Origin of the sequence: Bacillus halotolerans, from assembly GCF_004006435.1 — a bacterium.
GTDB lineage: Bacteria > Bacillota > Bacilli > Bacillales > Bacillaceae > Bacillus > Bacillus halotolerans.
The window spans coordinates 3876319-3892738 of sequence record NZ_CP029364.1 but is presented as its reverse complement, the minus strand read 5'-3'; the positions used below and the strand labels follow the sequence as shown (position 1 = coordinate 3892738).

General features: G+C 44.4%; 17 protein-coding genes. All 17 read right to left on the bottom strand.

Going from position 1 to position 16420, the window contains the following annotated elements:
- Positions 1-8: 8 nt before the first annotated feature.
- Positions 9-683 (bottom strand): menaquinol-cytochrome c reductase cytochrome b subunit, encoded by a 675-nt coding sequence (gene qcrB, locus DIC78_RS20175; RefSeq protein WP_127696826.1) that lies wholly within the window; start codon positions 681-683, stop codon positions 9-11.
- 1 nt (position 684) lies between these two features.
- On the bottom strand, positions 685-1188 hold the full coding sequence (locus DIC78_RS20170) for a Rieske (2Fe-2S) protein (protein ID WP_010334725.1): 504 nt from the start codon (positions 1186-1188) through the stop codon (positions 685-687).
- Between the two features lie 142 nt (positions 1189-1330).
- Positions 1331-1777, bottom strand: coding sequence for a YpiF family protein (locus DIC78_RS20165; RefSeq protein WP_101860372.1), 447 nt, complete (start codon positions 1775-1777; stop codon positions 1331-1333).
- A 58-nt stretch (positions 1778-1835) separates the two neighbouring features.
- On the bottom strand, positions 1836-2375 hold the full coding sequence (locus tag DIC78_RS20160; RefSeq protein WP_003225551.1) for a ReoY family proteolytic degradation factor: 540 nt from the start codon (positions 2373-2375) through the stop codon (positions 1836-1838).
- A 69-nt stretch (positions 2376-2444) separates the two neighbouring features.
- Positions 2445-3716: a tetratricopeptide repeat protein gene (locus DIC78_RS20155; RefSeq protein ID WP_059336621.1), complete on the bottom strand. Its 1272-nt coding sequence runs from the start codon at positions 3714-3716 to the stop codon at positions 2445-2447.
- A gap of 348 nt (positions 3717-4064) precedes the next feature.
- Entirely contained in the window at positions 4065-5351 is a 1287-nt protein-coding gene (gene aroA, locus DIC78_RS20150; protein WP_095713177.1) for a 3-phosphoshikimate 1-carboxyvinyltransferase, read from the bottom strand.
- A gap of 10 nt (positions 5352-5361) precedes the next feature.
- Positions 5362-6477 carry a prephenate dehydrogenase gene (locus tag DIC78_RS20145; RefSeq protein WP_101864442.1) on the bottom strand — a complete coding sequence of 372 codons (1116 nt, stop codon included), beginning with the start codon at positions 6475-6477 and terminating at the stop codon, positions 5362-5364.
- Between the two features lie 48 nt (positions 6478-6525).
- A complete protein-coding gene (gene hisC, locus DIC78_RS20140) occupies positions 6526-7608 on the bottom strand; it encodes a histidinol-phosphate transaminase (RefSeq protein ID WP_024121856.1) in 1083 nt (360 codons plus the stop codon).
- 11 nt (positions 7609-7619) lie between these two features.
- Positions 7620-8423, bottom strand: coding sequence for a tryptophan synthase subunit alpha (gene trpA / locus DIC78_RS20135; protein WP_127696825.1), 804 nt, complete (start codon positions 8421-8423; stop codon positions 7620-7622).
- Positions 8416-9618: a tryptophan synthase subunit beta gene (trpB, locus tag DIC78_RS20130; protein WP_127696824.1), complete on the bottom strand. Its 1203-nt coding sequence runs from the start codon at positions 9616-9618 to the stop codon at positions 8416-8418. Before trpB ends, trpA begins: the two co-directional genes overlap by 8 nt.
- Positions 9599-10252: a phosphoribosylanthranilate isomerase gene (locus tag DIC78_RS20125; protein ID WP_127696823.1), complete on the bottom strand. Its 654-nt coding sequence runs from the start codon at positions 10250-10252 to the stop codon at positions 9599-9601. Before DIC78_RS20125 ends, trpB begins: the two co-directional genes overlap by 20 nt.
- 4 nt (positions 10253-10256) lie before the next feature.
- Complete coding sequence (gene trpC, locus DIC78_RS20120; protein ID WP_095713181.1) at positions 10257-11009, bottom strand: indole-3-glycerol phosphate synthase TrpC; 753 nt, start codon at positions 11007-11009, stop codon at positions 10257-10259.
- On the bottom strand, positions 11002-12018 hold the full coding sequence (gene trpD / locus DIC78_RS20115; RefSeq protein ID WP_127696822.1) for an anthranilate phosphoribosyltransferase: 1017 nt from the start codon (positions 12016-12018) through the stop codon (positions 11002-11004). Before trpD ends, trpC begins: the two co-directional genes overlap by 8 nt.
- On the bottom strand, positions 11990-13537 hold the full coding sequence (gene trpE, locus DIC78_RS20110) for an anthranilate synthase component I (protein ID WP_127696821.1): 1548 nt from the start codon (positions 13535-13537) through the stop codon (positions 11990-11992). The genes trpD and trpE overlap by 29 nt, the downstream gene beginning before the upstream one ends.
- Before the next feature lie 217 nt (positions 13538-13754).
- Complete coding sequence (aroH, locus tag DIC78_RS20105; protein ID WP_127696820.1) at positions 13755-14138, bottom strand: chorismate mutase; 384 nt, start codon at positions 14136-14138, stop codon at positions 13755-13757.
- The gene (aroB, locus tag DIC78_RS20100) at positions 14135-15223 is read right to left on the bottom strand and encodes a 3-dehydroquinate synthase (protein WP_024121864.1); all 1089 of its coding nucleotides are present in this window, start codon (positions 15221-15223) and stop codon (positions 14135-14137) included. Before aroB ends, aroH begins: the two co-directional genes overlap by 4 nt.
- The gene (aroC, locus tag DIC78_RS20095) at positions 15223-16395 is read right to left on the bottom strand and encodes a chorismate synthase (RefSeq protein WP_024121865.1); all 1173 of its coding nucleotides are present in this window, start codon (positions 16393-16395) and stop codon (positions 15223-15225) included. The genes aroB and aroC overlap by 1 nt, the downstream gene beginning before the upstream one ends.
- Between the last annotated feature and the right edge of the window lie 25 nt (positions 16396-16420).

Sequence of the window (16420 nt, the reverse complement as noted above, 5' to 3'; positions counted from 1 at the left end):
GATCAAGTTTAAAGCGGTCCTGAAATCCCCTGCTTGCGGATCATAATAAAGTGTGCGGCCATCAATCCAAACAAGGCGGCAGGAAGAAAGAATACATGGATCGCAAAAAACCTAGTCAGCGTTTGGGCGCCTACAATATCCGGATGCCCTGCCAGGAGTGTTTTGACTTGCGTCCCGATCAAAGGAGTGGCTTCAGCGATCTGCAGCCCGACTTTTGTGGCAAACAGAGCCTTCATATCCCAAGGTAGCAAGTAGCCTGTAAACCCAAGCCCAAGCATGACAAAAAAGATTAACACACCGACTATCCAGTTCAGTTCCCGCGGCTTTTTATACGCCCCTTGGAAAAAGACCCTCAGCGTATGTAAAAACATCATCACAATGACCAAGCTGGCGCCCCAATGGTGCATTCCCCTGACAATCTGGCCGAATGCAACTTCATTTTGCAAATAATATACCGATTCCCAGGCATTTTTAATATCAGGCACATAGTACATCGTTAAAAATATCCCAGACAACACTTGGATAACGGTTACAAAAAACGTCAGTCCCCCAAAGCAGTACACAAACGCAGAGAAATGATGGGCGGGATTCACATGTTCCGGCACTTCGTGATCGGCAATATCCCTCCACATCGGTGTAATATCAAGCCGTTCATCTACCCAGTCATAAATTTTGTTCAGCATGTCACCCTTCCCCCTTAGGCTTTGCTTTTCCAAGATACAGGAAGCCGTCTTTAACTTCTTGCTCGTAATGATCAAGAGGCGCAAGCGGCGGCGTGCCCGGGACATTGGTGCCGTCTTTTTCATAGAGTCCGTAGTGGCAAGGACAGAAAAATTTATTCGGATTTTTAGGATCGCTGTTCCAGTTCACCGTACACCCCAAATGCTTACAAATTGGTGAAAGTGCTACAATCTCATCCCCATTTTTGAAAACCCAAGCTGATCTCGATTCTTCCGACTCATACCAGGCATCGACTTGATTAATTTTGAAATCAAAGCGCTGCGGCTCTTTTGTCAGCTCATCTACGCTGACAACCTGAACCATGTCCTGCTTTCCTGTCGATTTTAATACCGGGTCGAGTGCAAAGCGAACCATAGGCATGAGCATACTAGCCGCCATAAACCCCCCTACGCCTGTAAGCGTATAATTTAAAAATTGACGTCTCGATATATCATGTCTTCCGCCCATCTCTTCTCCCCCCCTCAAGGTCAACCCTGCAAACTGACTAAAATAGAAAATATTTCATAACTCTAGACACCCTCATAATATATGAATCTCTCAGCAAGGTCAATATAGCCAAAATATTGTTTATAAGGAAATGTAAGTGTTTTTACGAGGCGTTCCATAACTGTAACAAAACGTTCAAAATTTCAGCTGTGCGTTCATCTAATATTTTTCTTTTTATGGAGTCATTTAAGTGCTCTAACGGAACAGAAGGCGCAACAATCATCTTCCCCAATGACTCTTCGCAACTCCAATGATCATCAGCTGTCAGCAGTACAACATGCTGAAAATCTGATTTGACCTCCTCCTGTAAATCTTTCAGCCCTTGAACGGTATTTTCATTTCTATCAACATATGTATAAGCAGGCAATAAATATACCCGTCCTTTTAACTGCCTTTCCAATTCATCAGCTAGAAGCTGCGTAAATTCGCCTCTTTCAGCTGCTATTTTTAATTGGCTCCCCATTTTTATGTTAATTAATGGTATGACAGCGGTATCAATGTAATCTTTAGATTGTAAATAGTCCTTGGCATCAGGCATTTTCCACCTCATCATCGTTCTCCCCTTTTTACGACAACAAGCCTTGCATTACACTGCAAGGCTGGTCATGTTATGTGAGCTGATTCAATTGGCGCGATAATTGTTCAAATGCTTCTTTATCGTGACGATCAAGCGCATCGTCAATGTCTTTTAATAATTTTTCTCTTTGGAATGTAGAAATGGCGTGCTCCAGGATTTGTTCAGCCAGCCCCTGATCTTTTTTGTTTTCAAACAGATCTTTCGGAATGTGAGGGTTGGACTCCAGCACCGCCGCATACTCAGGAGAACTGTAGGCTGAACGGAAATTAAGCTGGATAAACAAATCCTGCTGTTTATTTAATCTAATATCATGAAAAGATTTTTCCGCGTCGGTTGTCATAACATTCTCTTTATAAAACCGAAACGGAACTTCTTCAACACAATGTGTTGACATTATAATGCCTCTAGGGCAAAATTCTGCCTGCTCTACAAAATGAACCTTTTCCATTAAAGAATCGTGGCTCATTAAATAGTTCAAGATCCATACGCACTCTCTGCGCTTTAGCTGATAATGGTTTAAAAACCAACGGATAAAATCCTTTTTCTCATTGACAGAAACAGGGGTCTGCATGTAATTCCCTCCTCTATCGTTCGTATAATCTATACTTATATGTTCCACATAAGCGGTTAAATTTCCTGCTTATCTCGAAAATTCATCCTCGATCCGCAAGATTATTTCTTCCAGCTCTTCATTGGCTCCGTCTATTTCGAGTACCTTTTTCAATAGCGGCAGCGCTTCTTGTTGGAGGCCTTCTTCTAATAAAAAGGTTGCGTATTCGTATAAGAAATCTCTGTCCTCACGATAGTGAAGAAAAGCAGCTTCAAAGGATTGTTTTGCTTCTTCGTACTGCTCTAATTCGGTGTAAGCGCTGGCCAGATACCAATTGTATTTCGGATCTTCTTCCCCGTAGCCCCGCACCTCTTGAATCAGATCAATAATTTGCTCATAATCCTCTTCCTTATGATACACAGCAAGTAAAGTATGGAGTGCTTCGACGAAGCCAGGATCAAGAGCAAGCGCTTCCTGAAGCAGTTTTTTCCCTTCTTCTGACTTCCCGATTTTTAACGCCATCTTCGCGGCATAGAGGAAAAGCTCTTTGTTATATTCATCATACCTGATACCCTCTTTTGCCGTTTTTAATGCCTCTTCATACATCCCTTCAGCCTCATAGCTCTTTGAAAGCGGCATATAAAGTGATGAATAGGATGGATCAAGCTCCTTTAAATCGGACAGCTGTTTAATAGCCGTTTTGATCAGTCCCGCCTGCGAGGCTGTAAATCCATAGCCGAAAATTGTATTAGGGTCAGGATTCTCATCTACAGCTTTTTCATACCACGGAATGGCCTCCTCAAAATCTCCTGATGCACTTAGCGATTCCGCCAGTCTTTGGTGGACATTAACGCCTCCGATCTCACTCTGCTCCCCAGCCGTTCTTTTAAAATATTGAACAGCTTTTGCATAGGCTCCTTGAGTAAAGTATAGCTCGCCTAACGCAAAATCAATGATTGGTTCATTTTCAAGAATAGACTTTGCCTGTAAAAGCTTTTGCTCACTTACTTCGAACAGCCCCTGCATCTGATAAAGATCAGCCATGAGCAGCAGGCTTTCCGGATATGATGGGTCTGATTCCGGGATCGTTTCCAGCACAGCCAATGCTTTTTCTTCTTCGTCAATATCTATTAAAAGTTCAGCATAAAAATTCGTCAGTTCTGTTTCATTCGGATATAAATCATGCAAATCACTGATCAGTGAGATCGCTTTCTCTACATTTCCCCACTCGTAATAAAGCTGTGCTGCGATGGCTTTATCTTCATCATGAAGCTGTTTTTCGGCCTTCGAGAGGGTGTTGAGTCCCTTTTCTGTTTCTCCTGCTTCAACTAATTTTATGGCTTCTTGAATTAATGTATTCAAATCGGACCGGTCCTTTCTTTTCCTAACAACATCAATCATACATAAAAGTCTTATTTGTTCGGGTTAATCCTATCATAATTCAGAGGAAAGCCCTCGGCAAATAAGATGCTTACACTGTACGTCAAGGAATTTCTGAGTCTTATTAGTTTATCAAAAGATCCTGCGATAGCAAATAAAAAAAGGAAGATAGCCCTCTATTACAGTAAAGCAGCCCTTGACCTGCCGACTTGTAAGTAAAGCACCCCTCCCTCTTTTTTAGTTTTTATATTCCTCTATAAGACAGGCTATGTTTTTTTCCTTCGGTTTATGACTGATAAACGCTCACACAACAAATCCTGAAGCATAACTTCAGGATTTGTTTGAAAGCTTATTTAAATGATCAAAAAAGTTTGGATATGACACATGAATGGCGTCTGTCTGTCCGATCTCAACCGGCTCTTCTGTTAAACAGGAAGCTATGCCTAGCATCATCCCGATCCGATGATCTCCATGACTGGATACTTTCGCGCCGCCTTTGAGAGTTTGTTTGCCGTATACCTTCATTCCGTCTTCAGTCGGTTCAATCTCAGCACCGAGCTTTCGAAGCTCTGAAACAACTGTGTCGATACGATTCGTTTCTTTCACTTTAAGCTCTGCGGCATCCTTAATAACTGTAGTTCCCTCCGCCTGAGTCGCAAGAAGGGCAATAATAGGAATCTCATCAATCAAGCGCGGAATAATATCTCCGCCAATTTCAACCGCTTTAAGAGATGACGTTTCAATGATCAAATCTCCATAAGGCTCTTCGCTTTCATCAACAGATGGTATGATTTCAAGCTTTGCCCCCATGTTTTGAAGCACATCGATGACACCAGTCCGAGTCGGATTTAACCCCACGTTTTTCAGTACAATTCTGCTGTTTGGAATCATTGCGCCAGCTGCAAGGAAAAACGCGGCTGAAGAAATATCTCCGGGAACAAAAATATCTGCAGCCGTAAGCTGCTGGCCGCCTTTTATGGAAACGCTTGTCTTGTCCTCTGCCAGTTTCACTCCGAAAGCCGACAGCATCCGTTCAGTATGATCTCTGGATTTATGAGGCTCGGTGACAGTGGTAGTTCCCTCAGCCTGCAACCCGGCAAGCAGAACAGCCGATTTAATTTGCGCGCTGGCCACAGGTGATACATAGTCAATGCCTTTTAATGTACCGCCGCTTACTGACAGCGGTGTAAATTCTCCGCCGGCTCTGCCGTCAATTTTAGCGCCCATTTGTTTCAGAGGCTCTGTTACACGCTTCATTGGGCGTTTCGCAATGCTTTCATCCCCAGCTACCGCGCTGTAAAAAGGGCGGCCCGCAAGGATTCCGAGCATCAGACGAATCGTTGTGCCTGAATTACCGACGTCTAACAGACTTTCTGGTTCTCGCAGGGAATCCATCCCTTTCCCGTGAATGACTACATCACTGCCGTTTCGCTCAATTTGAACGCCCATCTTACTAAAGCAATCGATGGTGCTCAGACAGTCTGCTCCCGGAAGGAAATTTTTAACAGTTGTTGTGCCTTTCGCAAGCGCGCCAAACATAACAGAGCGGTGAGAAATAGATTTATCACCGGGAATATGTATTTCGCCGTTTAACGCCTGCACCTTTTCTCTTTTCATTGTTTCCACCTCAATCAGCATAAAAAGTTTCGTATTCCGCGCGGGCTTCTATGCACTGTTCGGCCCGTTTGCGGTCATCATCGGATTGAAAACTGATCCTTAAAATCCCGTTAATATCTTCTCTCGTTTCAATAATGCGGATATTCGTTATACTGATGCGTTCCGCAGCAAGTATAGCCGTTATCTCGGAAATCACACCAGGATGATCCGGCACGTCTACGTATAAATCATAAAATGCCGGTATTGCGCCCTTCTGGCGGAGAGGCAGTCCGTCACGGTAGTCCTTTGCCGTTTTAAAATAATTGAATAGTTTTTCCGCATCTCCATGCTCTACATATGTCCGGATCGTTTCAATCTCACGAGTCCACTCATCAAAACGATCTAAAATCTTATCTTTATTATGTAACAGAATATCACGCCACATTGCAGGACTGCTTGATGCAATCCGGGTAATATCCCGAAAACCGCCGGCAGCAAACCGCTTCACAAGCGGATAAAGCTCTTCCGAGTGATGGGTCTGATGCACAAGACTGGCTGCAACAATATGCGGAAAATGACTGATCACGCTTGTTACGCCATCATGCTCTTCAGGCGACATTTCTACAAATTGGGCATTCGTCCCTTGCAGCAAATGTTTTAACTGATTGACCGCTTGTCTGTCCGTTTTACGGCCCGGGGTTAAAATATAAAAAGCATTTTCAAACAGAAATTCCTTTGCAGCGGCAACTCCTGATTTATGCGAGCCCGCCATCGGATGCCCTCCGACAAATTGGTAGCCGGCAGGCAGCACTTGATCGGCGTAATGAACCACTTTTTGCTTTGTGCTTCCTACGTCAGTAATCAAAAGCGGATGCTTAATTTCTGAATGGGCCAGCTCTTCAAGCATAAGCAGCGTTTGCGCAACAGGTGTTGCAATAATAACGGTTGCAGCTTTTTTCGCGCCGTCAATAAACGAATCAGCACTCTCGTCTATCACACCTAATTTTAAGGCAGCCACTACCTGCTCATCTGAGATATCGACCCCAATAATACGTTTTTCCGGATGTTTTTTTTTGATGGCTAACGCAATAGAACCGCCTATCAATCCGAGACCGGCGAGCAATATTGTATCTTTGATTTGATTCATTCGTCATCACCTGGTTCATAGACTAAAGAGGTGATTCTTGACCACCTCTTATAAAATTTCAGCTAAAGTTGCGAGAATTTCCTCGTTTTGCTCTTTCGTGCCGATCGTAATCCGGAGTGAAGTCGGGAACCCTAATGCATTTCCTGATCGGACAATATAACCTTTTTGCAGCAATGCCTGAAACAATTCATCAGACGGGCGGTTAAAATCTATTAAAACAAAGTTTGTCTGTGAAGGGTAGCATTTTAATCCGTGTGTTTCCGCAAAATCATAATACTGCTGAAGGCCTGCTTGATTTTTCTCGATGCAAGAAGCGATAAATTCTTGATCGTCAAGCGCTGCAATCGCTGCAGCCTGGCCAAGACGGCTGGTGTTAAACGGCTCTCTTGCCGGCTCTATTTGGCGGATCAATTTTTCGTCAGCAATACCGTATCCGACTCTAAGCGCCGCCAGACCGTATGCCTTTGAAAACGTACGCAATATCATCAAGTTGGAATACGTATTCAAAAGCGGTATGCTTTCCGGGTAATCCTCAGCTGTTACATATTCATAATATGCTTCATCAAGAACAACGAGGACACGAGAAGGAACACGTTCCAGAAATGAAATCAATTCTCCTTCAGCTGTATAAGTGCCAGTCGGGTTGTTCGGGCTGCAAATCCAAACGACTTGAGTCTGTTCGTCAATCGCTTCAAGCATCGCGTCTAAATCATGAGAGCCGTCAGAACGAAGGGCAATTTCACGAACTTCAGCGCCTTCAATCACCGCATTATGCTTATATTGCGGAAAAGTCGGTGCTGCTGCAATCGTGTTTGTTTTGTCGTTTAAAAAAGCCCGGCATATAATTTGGATGATTTCATCTGAACCATTGCCGAAAATAAGTGATGTTTCGCTCACATTGAGGTGCTCACTGAGCCTTGTCCGCAAAGCTGCGCTATATCCATCGGGATAAAGCGCAAGCTGTTGAATTTCATGATGAAGTGCCTCTTTTGCAGCTTCCGAACAGCCGTACGGATTTTCGTTTGATGCAAGCTTCACGACTTTATCCAAGCCATATTCTGCTTTTACTGCTTCAATCGGTTTACCCGGCTGATAAGGCTTCAGTTGTTTTAAATGTTCTTTGATACGCAAATCCAGTCACCTCATTTTAAACTGTACAAACCGCCAAACGTCTTCGCGTAATCTTCAAACTCCTGCACTGCACGATCTCTCGTCTCAGTGCTGATGAGCCGATCCTTTAACTCTTCTATCTTTTTGACGAGCGCACTTCCCACTACGACACCGTCACAGATTTCATTCATCTTGACCACCTGCTCGCGGCTGGAAATACCAAACCCAACAGCAACCGGCACAGCGCTGAGATTCTTCACTGTCCGGATAAATGGATAAGCTGATGAATTGAACTCATTTCGGACACCGGTCACACCTAACGAAGATACACAGTAGACGAAGCCCTCGGCTTGTTCAATAATCGTTTTCAAACGGCTTTCGCTTGTCGGTGCAACTAAAGAAATATACGTTACCTCATGGGTTTTGCATTCCGCTTGAAGGCTGGCGCTCTCTTCTAAAGGCAGGTCCGGAACAAGCAGGCCGTCTATATGATTTTCCCGCAGTAAAGCGAAAAAGTATTCTTTGTTCAATTGTAACACAGGATTATAATACGTAAAGAGGATAATGGGAATATTGACGCCATTTTTTTTCATTTCTCCGCCTAATTCAATCGCTTTTACAATATTCATCCCGTTCTCAAGCGCCCGTTTTGAAGCCCGCTGAATCACCGGACCGTCTGCCAGCGGATCTGAATATGCTACACCGATCTCAAGTGCCGTGGCACCCGCTTTTTGAAGAGACTTAGCCAGTTCGACTGAAACTTCCGGCAACGGATCACCCGCTGTAATAAACGGGATAAACAACTTTCCCGACTGCTGCAGATCTACTTTAAACATGCGCTTTCACCTCATCTTCCAATACGTTCATTAATGTGTTGACATCCTTATCTCCTCTTCCTGATAAACAGACGAGGATAGTTTGATCCCGCCCCATCTCTTTTGCGATTTTAAATGCCTTCGCTAATGCATGAGCAGATTCGATCGCTGGTAAAATCCCTTCTTTTTCTGACAATAGTTTTAACGCATCTACTGCTTCTTCATCAGTTATGCTATCGTATGTGACACGGCCGCTTTTATGCAAATAAGCGTGCTCCGGACCAATTCCCGGATAGTCAAGTCCTGCTGAAATTGAATAAGGCTCAATAATTTGACCGTACTCGTCTTGAATGAGGTAAGTGAGCGAACCGTGAATCACACCGACAGTTCCTTTCGTAATGGTAGCGGCATGAAGCGGAGTGTCAATTCCTTTTCCTGCCGCTTCAGCACCGATCAGTTCAACATCTTCGTCTAAAAATGCCTGAAACATGCCTATCGCATTACTTCCGCCGCCTACGCAGGCAACGACTTTATCAGGCAGTGTTCCCTCAATGTCTTTCAGCTGATCCTTCGCTTCCTCTCCGATCATTTTTTGAAATTCCCGGACAATTTGCGGGTAAGGGTGCGGTCCGACAACCGATCCGATCATGTAAAAATGATCCTCACAATGCTGAACCCAATAGCGGATAGCCTCATTTGTCGCATCCTTCAGTGTCCCGTTTCCGCTTGTGACCGGCACAACCTCTGCTCCAAGAAGCTTCATTCGGAATACGTTCAGAGACTGGCGGGCGACATCCTCTTCACCCATAAATACAATGCAGGAAAAACCAAACTTTGCAGCAACTGTGGCGGCGGCTACTCCATGCTGTCCGGCACCTGTTTCTGCAATGATTTTCGTTTTGCCCATTTTTTTTGCAAGCAATGCCTGGCCTAAAGCATTGTTGATTTTATGGGAACCTGTATGGTTTAAATCTTCTCTTTTCAAATAAATTTTAGCGCCGCCTAAATGCTCTGTGACTCGATCGGCATATGTTAATGCGGTCGGCCTGCCGGAATATTCAGCTAACAGCTTATGATATTCTCCCCTAAAAACAGGATCATCCTTTATTTCCTTAAATGCTGTTTCAATTTCTTCTAACGGCTGCATAAGAGTTTCCGGAACAAATTTCCCGCCAAAATCGCCGTATCTGCCTATTTTATTCGGATATGGATACATATCGGTTCATCCTTTCTTCTAAGAGCCTAATCAGTTTGACATCTTTTTGCCCGTTCTTTTCTATTCCGCTGGCAAGATCGACTCCGCCCGGTCTCCATTTCAATAAGTCTGCGATTGTGTCGGGATTCACACCGCCTGCGATGAAACACCGTTTCCCCGTTTGTTCAGCTTTCTGCTGATATTCAGGCACACACTCCCAAGCAAAAGCCACTCCAGTCCCGCCTCTTGCCCCTTTTACAGATGAGTCAATCACAAAACCGTCTACAGAATCGTTAAAGCGGTCCAAATTCTGAATTGCTGTGCTGTTATGATGGAGCGCCTTCCATATTTCACAATTTGTCAGCAGACGGAGGACTTCAGCATCCTTTGGAGTCTCATCACCATGAAGCTGAATGACGTCAAGCTGCAAATCGTCTGCTATACGGGCAATCGTTCCCAGCGATTCATTCACAAAAACGCCTGCAATCTGTTTCTCGGTACGAACTTGGCTCAGCCACTTTCTCACATCTGCCGGAGATACTTTTCGTTTACTGTCAGCAAAAATAAAACCCAGATAATCTGCCTGTGAATCCGCTGCAAGCCGCAGGTCCTGCAGTGACCGTATACCGCAATACTTTAATGCCGGTTTTTTCACAACCTCACTCCCCATACAAAGCATGGATTGCTTTTTGCTGTGAATGCTGTCTCATCAATGACTCTCCGATTAGAACAGCTTGTGCTCCATGTTCTTTGACAAATGTTAAATGTTCTAAAGAACCAATGCCGCTTTCACTGACAAGCAAGCATTCTTTCGGAACTAGGGATGCAATCTGTTTCGTCTGTTCAAGCGAAGTTTCAAACGTTTTTAAGTTTCGATTATTAATACCGAGAATATCAGGGGTGAATACCTTCACTATTTGTTCAAGCGTCGTTTGATCATGAACCTCCACTAACACGTCCATTTCCTTTTCCCCTGCTTCGAGATACAACTCGTGAAGCTGTACAGGATCAAGCACCTCTCCGATTAACAATATGGCATCTGCTCCAATTCTCTTTGATTCCTCCACTTGAATAGAATCGATAATAAAATCTTTTCTCAGCACCGGAATCGAAACAGCACGCTTTACGTCTGATAAATAACTGTTTTTCCCTTGGAAAAACGGAAAGTCAGTTAAAACAGAAAGCGCGTCTGCCTGCGCAGCTTCATAGTCTTTTGCAATCCGCTCCGGAACAAAATCTTCTTTAATGAGTCCTTTTGACGGCGACGCTTTTTTGACTTCGGCAATCAATCCGATAAAACGGTTCGGGTTAGCCAGCGCCTCTTTAAAAGACCGTTTTTCAAAAGGCTGCTCTTCTGGCAGGATGAGAGTTTTGACTTCTTCTTTTTTTTGATTGATTATGTTTTCAAGCATAGATCTCTCCCTCTTTCTGTTTCAGTCTATCAAGCTGCGCTGCGGCACCTCCGCTTGCAATCGTTTCTAACGCAAGCTCCGTTCCTTCTTTCAGTGTTTCGGCAATACCCGCCGTGTATATCGCAGCGCCGGCATTAAAGGCTGTAATATATAAAGCTGATCGGCTGCTTTTATTTTCAAAAATATTCTGAATCAGATGAGCGCTTTCTGTCGGTGACTGCACCTGTATATCTTCAAGTCTGCCATTTTTGAAGCCGAAGTCTTCGGGTGAAACAGTATATTCCCGGCGCTCTCCATCCTTTATTTCAATCACATCGGTCGGTGATGTAACCGAAAGCTCATCTAAACCGTCACGGCTTGCTGCGAATAGTACATGCTTCGGCTGGAACATTTCCAGTGCGCTTGCCATCAATCCCGCTTTTTCAGCAGAATAGACACCGATCACCTGACGCTTCGCCTGCAAAGGATTGCTGAGCGGTCCGAGCAGATTAAAAATCGTTCTGAATCCGAGCTCTTTTCTTGTACCCGCCACATGTTTCATGGACGAATGATAAAGCGGCGCAAAGAGAAATCCCATGTTATTTGTTTCAATGCTGATTCTGACTTCTTCAGGTGTGGTTTGGATTGGTATCCCAAGCTCTTCTAGAACATCGGCGCTTCCGCTTTTAGAAGATACGGAGCGATTGCCGTGCTTAGCAATTTTAGCTCCTGCTGCTGAAGCAACGATTGCCGATGCCGTTGAAATATTAAAGGTAGAGATGCCGTCACCGCCTGTACCGCATGTGTCAACCACATCATGAAGTCCGTCTACCGTAAGGGCATGTGTCCGCATGGCCTTCACAAAGCCCGCCAGCTCTTCTGCAGTTTCGCCCCGATGAGCCAGGATAGACAATATACCGCCCATTTCAGAAGGAGTCATTTCTGCTGTCATCATCATATTCATAAGCGCTTCCGCTTCAACAGCAGTAAGTGTCTTACCGTCAACGCACGTTTGCAGAAATTGGTTCATCGGCTTCATCCCCCTTGCTACGAAACATGTCTTCAGCAATATGAATGGTTTTCAGCAGTGCGCCCGCTTTGTTACAGCTTTCTTCATATTCGGCTTCCGGCACAGAATCAGCAACAATACCTGCTCCAGCCTGTATGGATGCGACACCGTTTTTTACGCTCATGGTGCGGATCGTAATACAGGAGTCGATATTCCCGTCAAATCCGATGTAGGCGATGCAGCCGCCGTATGTCTCTCTCGGTGTCGGCTCCAATTCATTTAAAAGCTGCATGGCGCGGATTTTTGGGGCCCCGGTTAAAGTTCCCGCAGGAAAAGCCGACATTAGCGCATCAACAGGGTGAACTCCCTCTTTCAACCTCCCTGTGACGAGTGAAATGATGTGCATAACATGTGAAAATGAGACGATCTTTGTGAACTCCGGCACAGCAACCGATCCATACTCTGCCACTCTGCCGATATCGTTTCGAGCTAGATCAACGAGCATATAATGCTCCGCTTTTTCTTTTTCATCTTTCATCAGCTCAATTTTGAGTTTTTCATCTTCCTCTTTGTCTGCGCCTCTTTTTCTTGTTCCGGCAATCGGATGGATTTCCAAATGCCCGTCTTGAACGTGGATTAACCGTTCCGGAGAGCTGCCGACAATCTCTCTGTCCGGGAGTTTTATATAATACATATACGGCGAAGGATTGACGATTCGCAGCACTCTGTACAATTCGAAGGAATCTGCTGTTATCGGAATCTCAAATTTTTGTGACAGGACACCTTGAAAGATGTCGCCTGCTTTTATATATTCTTTGATCTTTTCTACATCTGCCATAAACGCTGATTTTTCGTAATTTGAAGATACTGAATCGAAACCTGGTGTCTTATATGACTCAGATGAAAGAAACAGTTCTTTTATGTTTTTTTGATCCATCATCTTATCAATGAGGCCTTGTAGCTCTCGGTGATTTTTATTGAACACAGCAATTTTTTCAGCTTCAGTTTCTTGTCCATTCAATCTAGCATACTGAATAAAGTGGACGTTTTTTGTTTCATGATCATAAGCAATTAATGTGCTGCAAACAAACAGCATACACTTTTCAAATTCCGTTTCCTTCCTGTGGCGAGGAACAGAAGGTTCAATCATCGGGATCATGTCATAGCTTAAATACCCGACAGCTCCGCCTACAAAGGGAATGGCAAGCTCTGGCGTTTTGATTTTGTATGCTGCATTCATCCAATCCAGAACCTCTTTTAATTCTTTTCCAGTGTAAAGGGATCGTCCATTCTCATCTTGAGCAGTAAAATCATTTTGCTGTTCTTTGATCGTGAGAAATGGCTGAAGGCCGATGAACGAATATCTGGACCAATTTGATGTGTCATCCTTGCTTTCAAGAAGGTAAGTGATCTTCCTGTCCAGCTGCTCGATCATTTGGATAGGTGTCAGTGTGTCAACTGTGAATGTCTCCACAATCGGTATGGTGCGGTAGGACATACTGTCCTCTAAAAATGCAGAAATGTTTGATTGGAAATTCATTGCTCTCACTCCTTTTGGCAAGGAGAATGAGAAGAAGGCATGAGAGGGAAAATCAAGATATAACAAAATAAACCCAAAAGAAAGGCTTCTTTTGGGTAGAATAAACATACATGTCTCAGCTCAACTACACTCATTCTCTGCTACCCTATTCTCTAACTCAACTCATTCACTAAGCTTTATACACACTTTTGTGTATTTCTAAGCTGTTCTAATCGTATTACAATTCATTATTTTTTGTCAATGATAAATCGGGTCTTAATACAACCGCTTTTTCTAAATAGACATGTCTGATTTGATTCTGAGGAACTTCAGTCTGAACAGTCATCATGACCCTTATACATTTTTTCAGACCGCCTGTAACATCCATTTCCTGCATACATGTCACCGGCACATAATGCCAGCCAGAAAGCTCGCGGACAGCTTTTGCCGGGAAAACAGAGTGCAGGTCAGGCGTCGCCGATAGAAGCATTTGAACAACATCTTCCGGCTTTGTTTTGTTTTCTTCTATCATTTTTTCTAACAGCTGTTTGGTTTTTTGCAAAATCTCTTCTTCAGTATCTTTTTCTACTGTAGTTGCTCCGCGAATTCCACGAATCATCATGATGTCTCCTCCATTCGCCATTTGTTCAGCCAGCTCTCAAGTTCATCTCTTGAAAACGTATGGTCGGCGACTTTTCCTAATTCTTTGAGAACGATGAATTGAATCATACCACCGCGGGTTTTTTTATCATTCATCATACGGTCTAAAAGCACGGAAGTTGCCGTTTCTTTTTTAATGCGGCTTGGATAGCCTAGGTTCTTAAGCCAGCTGACTAATCGATTTCTGTCCATTTCACAGCCGGCTTCCTGTTCACTTATATATAAAGCAAACTGCATCCCGAGTGCTACCGCATCACCGTGGGTGATCTGTCCGTAGCCATACTCCGCCTCAACTGCGTGGCCTAGCGTATGCCCAAAGTTAAGATAGGCTCTGATTCCTTCTTCCTTTTCATCCTGATGAACGACAGACGCTTTAATCGAAATACCTTTAAAAATCATGTCATTCAGCTGCTCACTGGTGATATCGTTCAATGAGTGAATGTCCAGCAGATCTTTCAGGAATTCTCTGTCATAAATAAAAGCATGCTTAATCACTTCTGCCATCCCGGACCGAAGCTCTTTTTCCGGTAGGGAACGGAGAAAGTCCGTATCGTAAAGCACGGCTTTGGGCTGATAAAATGCGCCGATCAGATTTTTTCCAAGCGGATGATTCACCGCTACTTTTCCTCCGACCGCGCTGTCATGCGCCAAAAGCGTTGTAGGCATTTGAATGAAATCAATGCCGCGCATAAAAGTGGCAGCCACAAATCCAGCAAGATCTCCTACAACACCGCCTCCAAAAGCGATGATGCATGAGGAGCGATCCATATGAAATCGAATCGCTTCACTCTGCAGCTTCGTGTACATATCCATTGATTTCGCCTGCTCTCCGCTCGGCACCGTCACTTTTTTCACAGGCCATTTTTCTTCCAGCAGGTGAAGCATTTCATCACCGTACAGGCGATTCACTTCTTCATCGGTAACAAGCATAATGCGTGTTAATGGCCTGTTTAGCGAGGTTAATAGTTCACAAGCCTTTTTTCTGATTCCTTGTCCGATAAATACAGGATACGAAGAGGAAGCGGTTTGAACATGCAGTGTTCTCATTAAAATTCCCTCGACAGTTTTCTCATATTCTCCACGTTTTCTCTAATGCGGTCAATTTGGTCTAAGCCGAATTGTTCAACAACAGCGTTAGCAATTTCCCATGCAACAGCAGCTTCCGCCACTACACTTGCTGCTGGCACTGCGCAGCTGTCTGAACGTTCAATGCTGGCAGAAAATGGTTCTTTCGTTTCGATATCCACACTTTTCAGCGGTTTATATAATGTCGGAATCGGCTTCATGACTCCGCGGACAACGATTGGCATTCCTGTCGTCATGCCGCCTTCCAATCCGCCAAGTCTGTTCGTAGCACGCGTATATCCTTTTTCTTCGTCCCAAATGATCTCGTCATGAACCTCGCTTCCGTTTCTTCCGGCCGCTTCAAAACCGATGCCGAATTCAACACCTTTAAATGCATTAATAGACAGTACTGCCGCAGCAAGCTTGCTGTCCAGTTTACGGTCATAATGAACGTAGCTGCCCACGCCCACCGGCATTCCTTCAACAATCACTTCCACAATTCCGCCGATGGAATCTCCGTTTGCCTTCGCTTCGTCAATGGCATCCATCATTTTTTTGCCTGCTTCTTCATCGTAGCATCTGACCGGAGACTCTTCAGTCACACGCTTCAAGTCATCAATTGAAGTATAATCCGTTTTTTCAGCCTTAACTGCCCCAATCTGTAATACGTGGCCCGCTACCTTAATACCAAGCTCAGAAAGGATCTTTTTAGCGACAGCGCCTGCCGCCACTCTTACGGTCGTTTCACGTGCTGAAGAGCGCTCAAGCACATTTCTCATATCGCGGTGGTTATATTTAATCGCACCGTTTAAATCTGCGTGTCCCGGTCTTGGTCTGGAAATTTGGCGTTTCATTTCCTTTTCTTCTTCTTCAGTAATCGGAGCCGCACCCATAATTTTAGTCCAGTGTTTCCAATCGTTATTTTCTACAACAAGAGCGATTGGTGAACCGAGAGTGCGGGCATGGCGCACCCCGCTCATAATTTTCGCCTGGTCCTTTTCGATCTGCATGCGGCGCCCGCGGCCATGGCCTTTCTGGCGTCTGCCAAGCTCAAAGTTGATATCTTCCTCAGTTATGTAAAGCCCCGCAGGCACACCTTCAATAATGGTTGTCAATTGGGGGCCGTGTGATTCACCGGCTGTTAAATATCTCATGACTTCTTCTCCCTTCATCGCATTA

Excerpts from the sequence above, each read along its gene's own strand:
- trpE (WP_127696821.1), bottom strand. The coding sequence starts at position 13,537 with ATGAATTTCCAATCAAACATTTCTGCATTTTTAGAGGACAGTATGTCC.
- trpD (WP_127696822.1), bottom strand. The coding sequence starts at position 12,018 with ATGAACCAATTTCTGCAAACGTGCGTTGACGGTAAGACACTTACTGCT.
- trpB (WP_127696824.1), bottom strand. The coding sequence starts at position 9,618 with ATGTATCCATATCCGAATAAAATAGGCAGATACGGCGATTTTGGCGGG.
- aroB (WP_024121864.1), bottom strand. The coding sequence starts at position 15,223 with ATGAGAACACTGCATGTTCAAACCGCTTCCTCTTCGTATCCTGTATTT.
- DIC78_RS20145 (WP_101864442.1), bottom strand. The coding sequence starts at position 6,477 with ATGAATCAAATCAAAGATACAATATTGCTCGCCGGTCTCGGATTGATA.
- DIC78_RS20170 (WP_010334725.1), bottom strand. The coding sequence starts at position 1,188 with ATGGGCGGAAGACATGATATATCGAGACGTCAATTTTTAAATTATACG.
- aroC (WP_024121865.1), bottom strand. The coding sequence starts at position 16,395 with ATGAGATATTTAACAGCCGGTGAATCACACGGCCCCCAATTGACAACC.
- aroH (WP_127696820.1), bottom strand. The coding sequence starts at position 14,138 with ATGATGATTCGTGGAATTCGCGGAGCAACTACAGTAGAAAAAGATACT.
- trpC (WP_095713181.1), bottom strand. The coding sequence starts at position 11,009 with ATGCTTGAAAACATAATCAATCAAAAAAAAGAAGAAGTCAAAACTCTC.
- trpA (WP_127696825.1), bottom strand. The coding sequence starts at position 8,423 with ATGTTTAAAGTAGATCTGCAGCAGTCGGGAAAGTTGTTTATCCCGTTT.
- aroA (WP_095713177.1), bottom strand. The coding sequence starts at position 5,351 with ATGAAAAGAGAAAAGGTGCAGGCGTTAAACGGCGAAATACATATTCCC.
- DIC78_RS20165 (WP_101860372.1), bottom strand. The coding sequence starts at position 1,777 with ATGAGGTGGAAAATGCCTGATGCCAAGGACTATTTACAATCTAAAGAT.
- DIC78_RS20160 (WP_003225551.1), bottom strand. The coding sequence starts at position 2,375 with ATGCAGACCCCTGTTTCTGTCAATGAGAAAAAGGATTTTATCCGTTGG.
- qcrB (WP_127696826.1), bottom strand. The coding sequence starts at position 683 with ATGCTGAACAAAATTTATGACTGGGTAGATGAACGGCTTGATATTACA.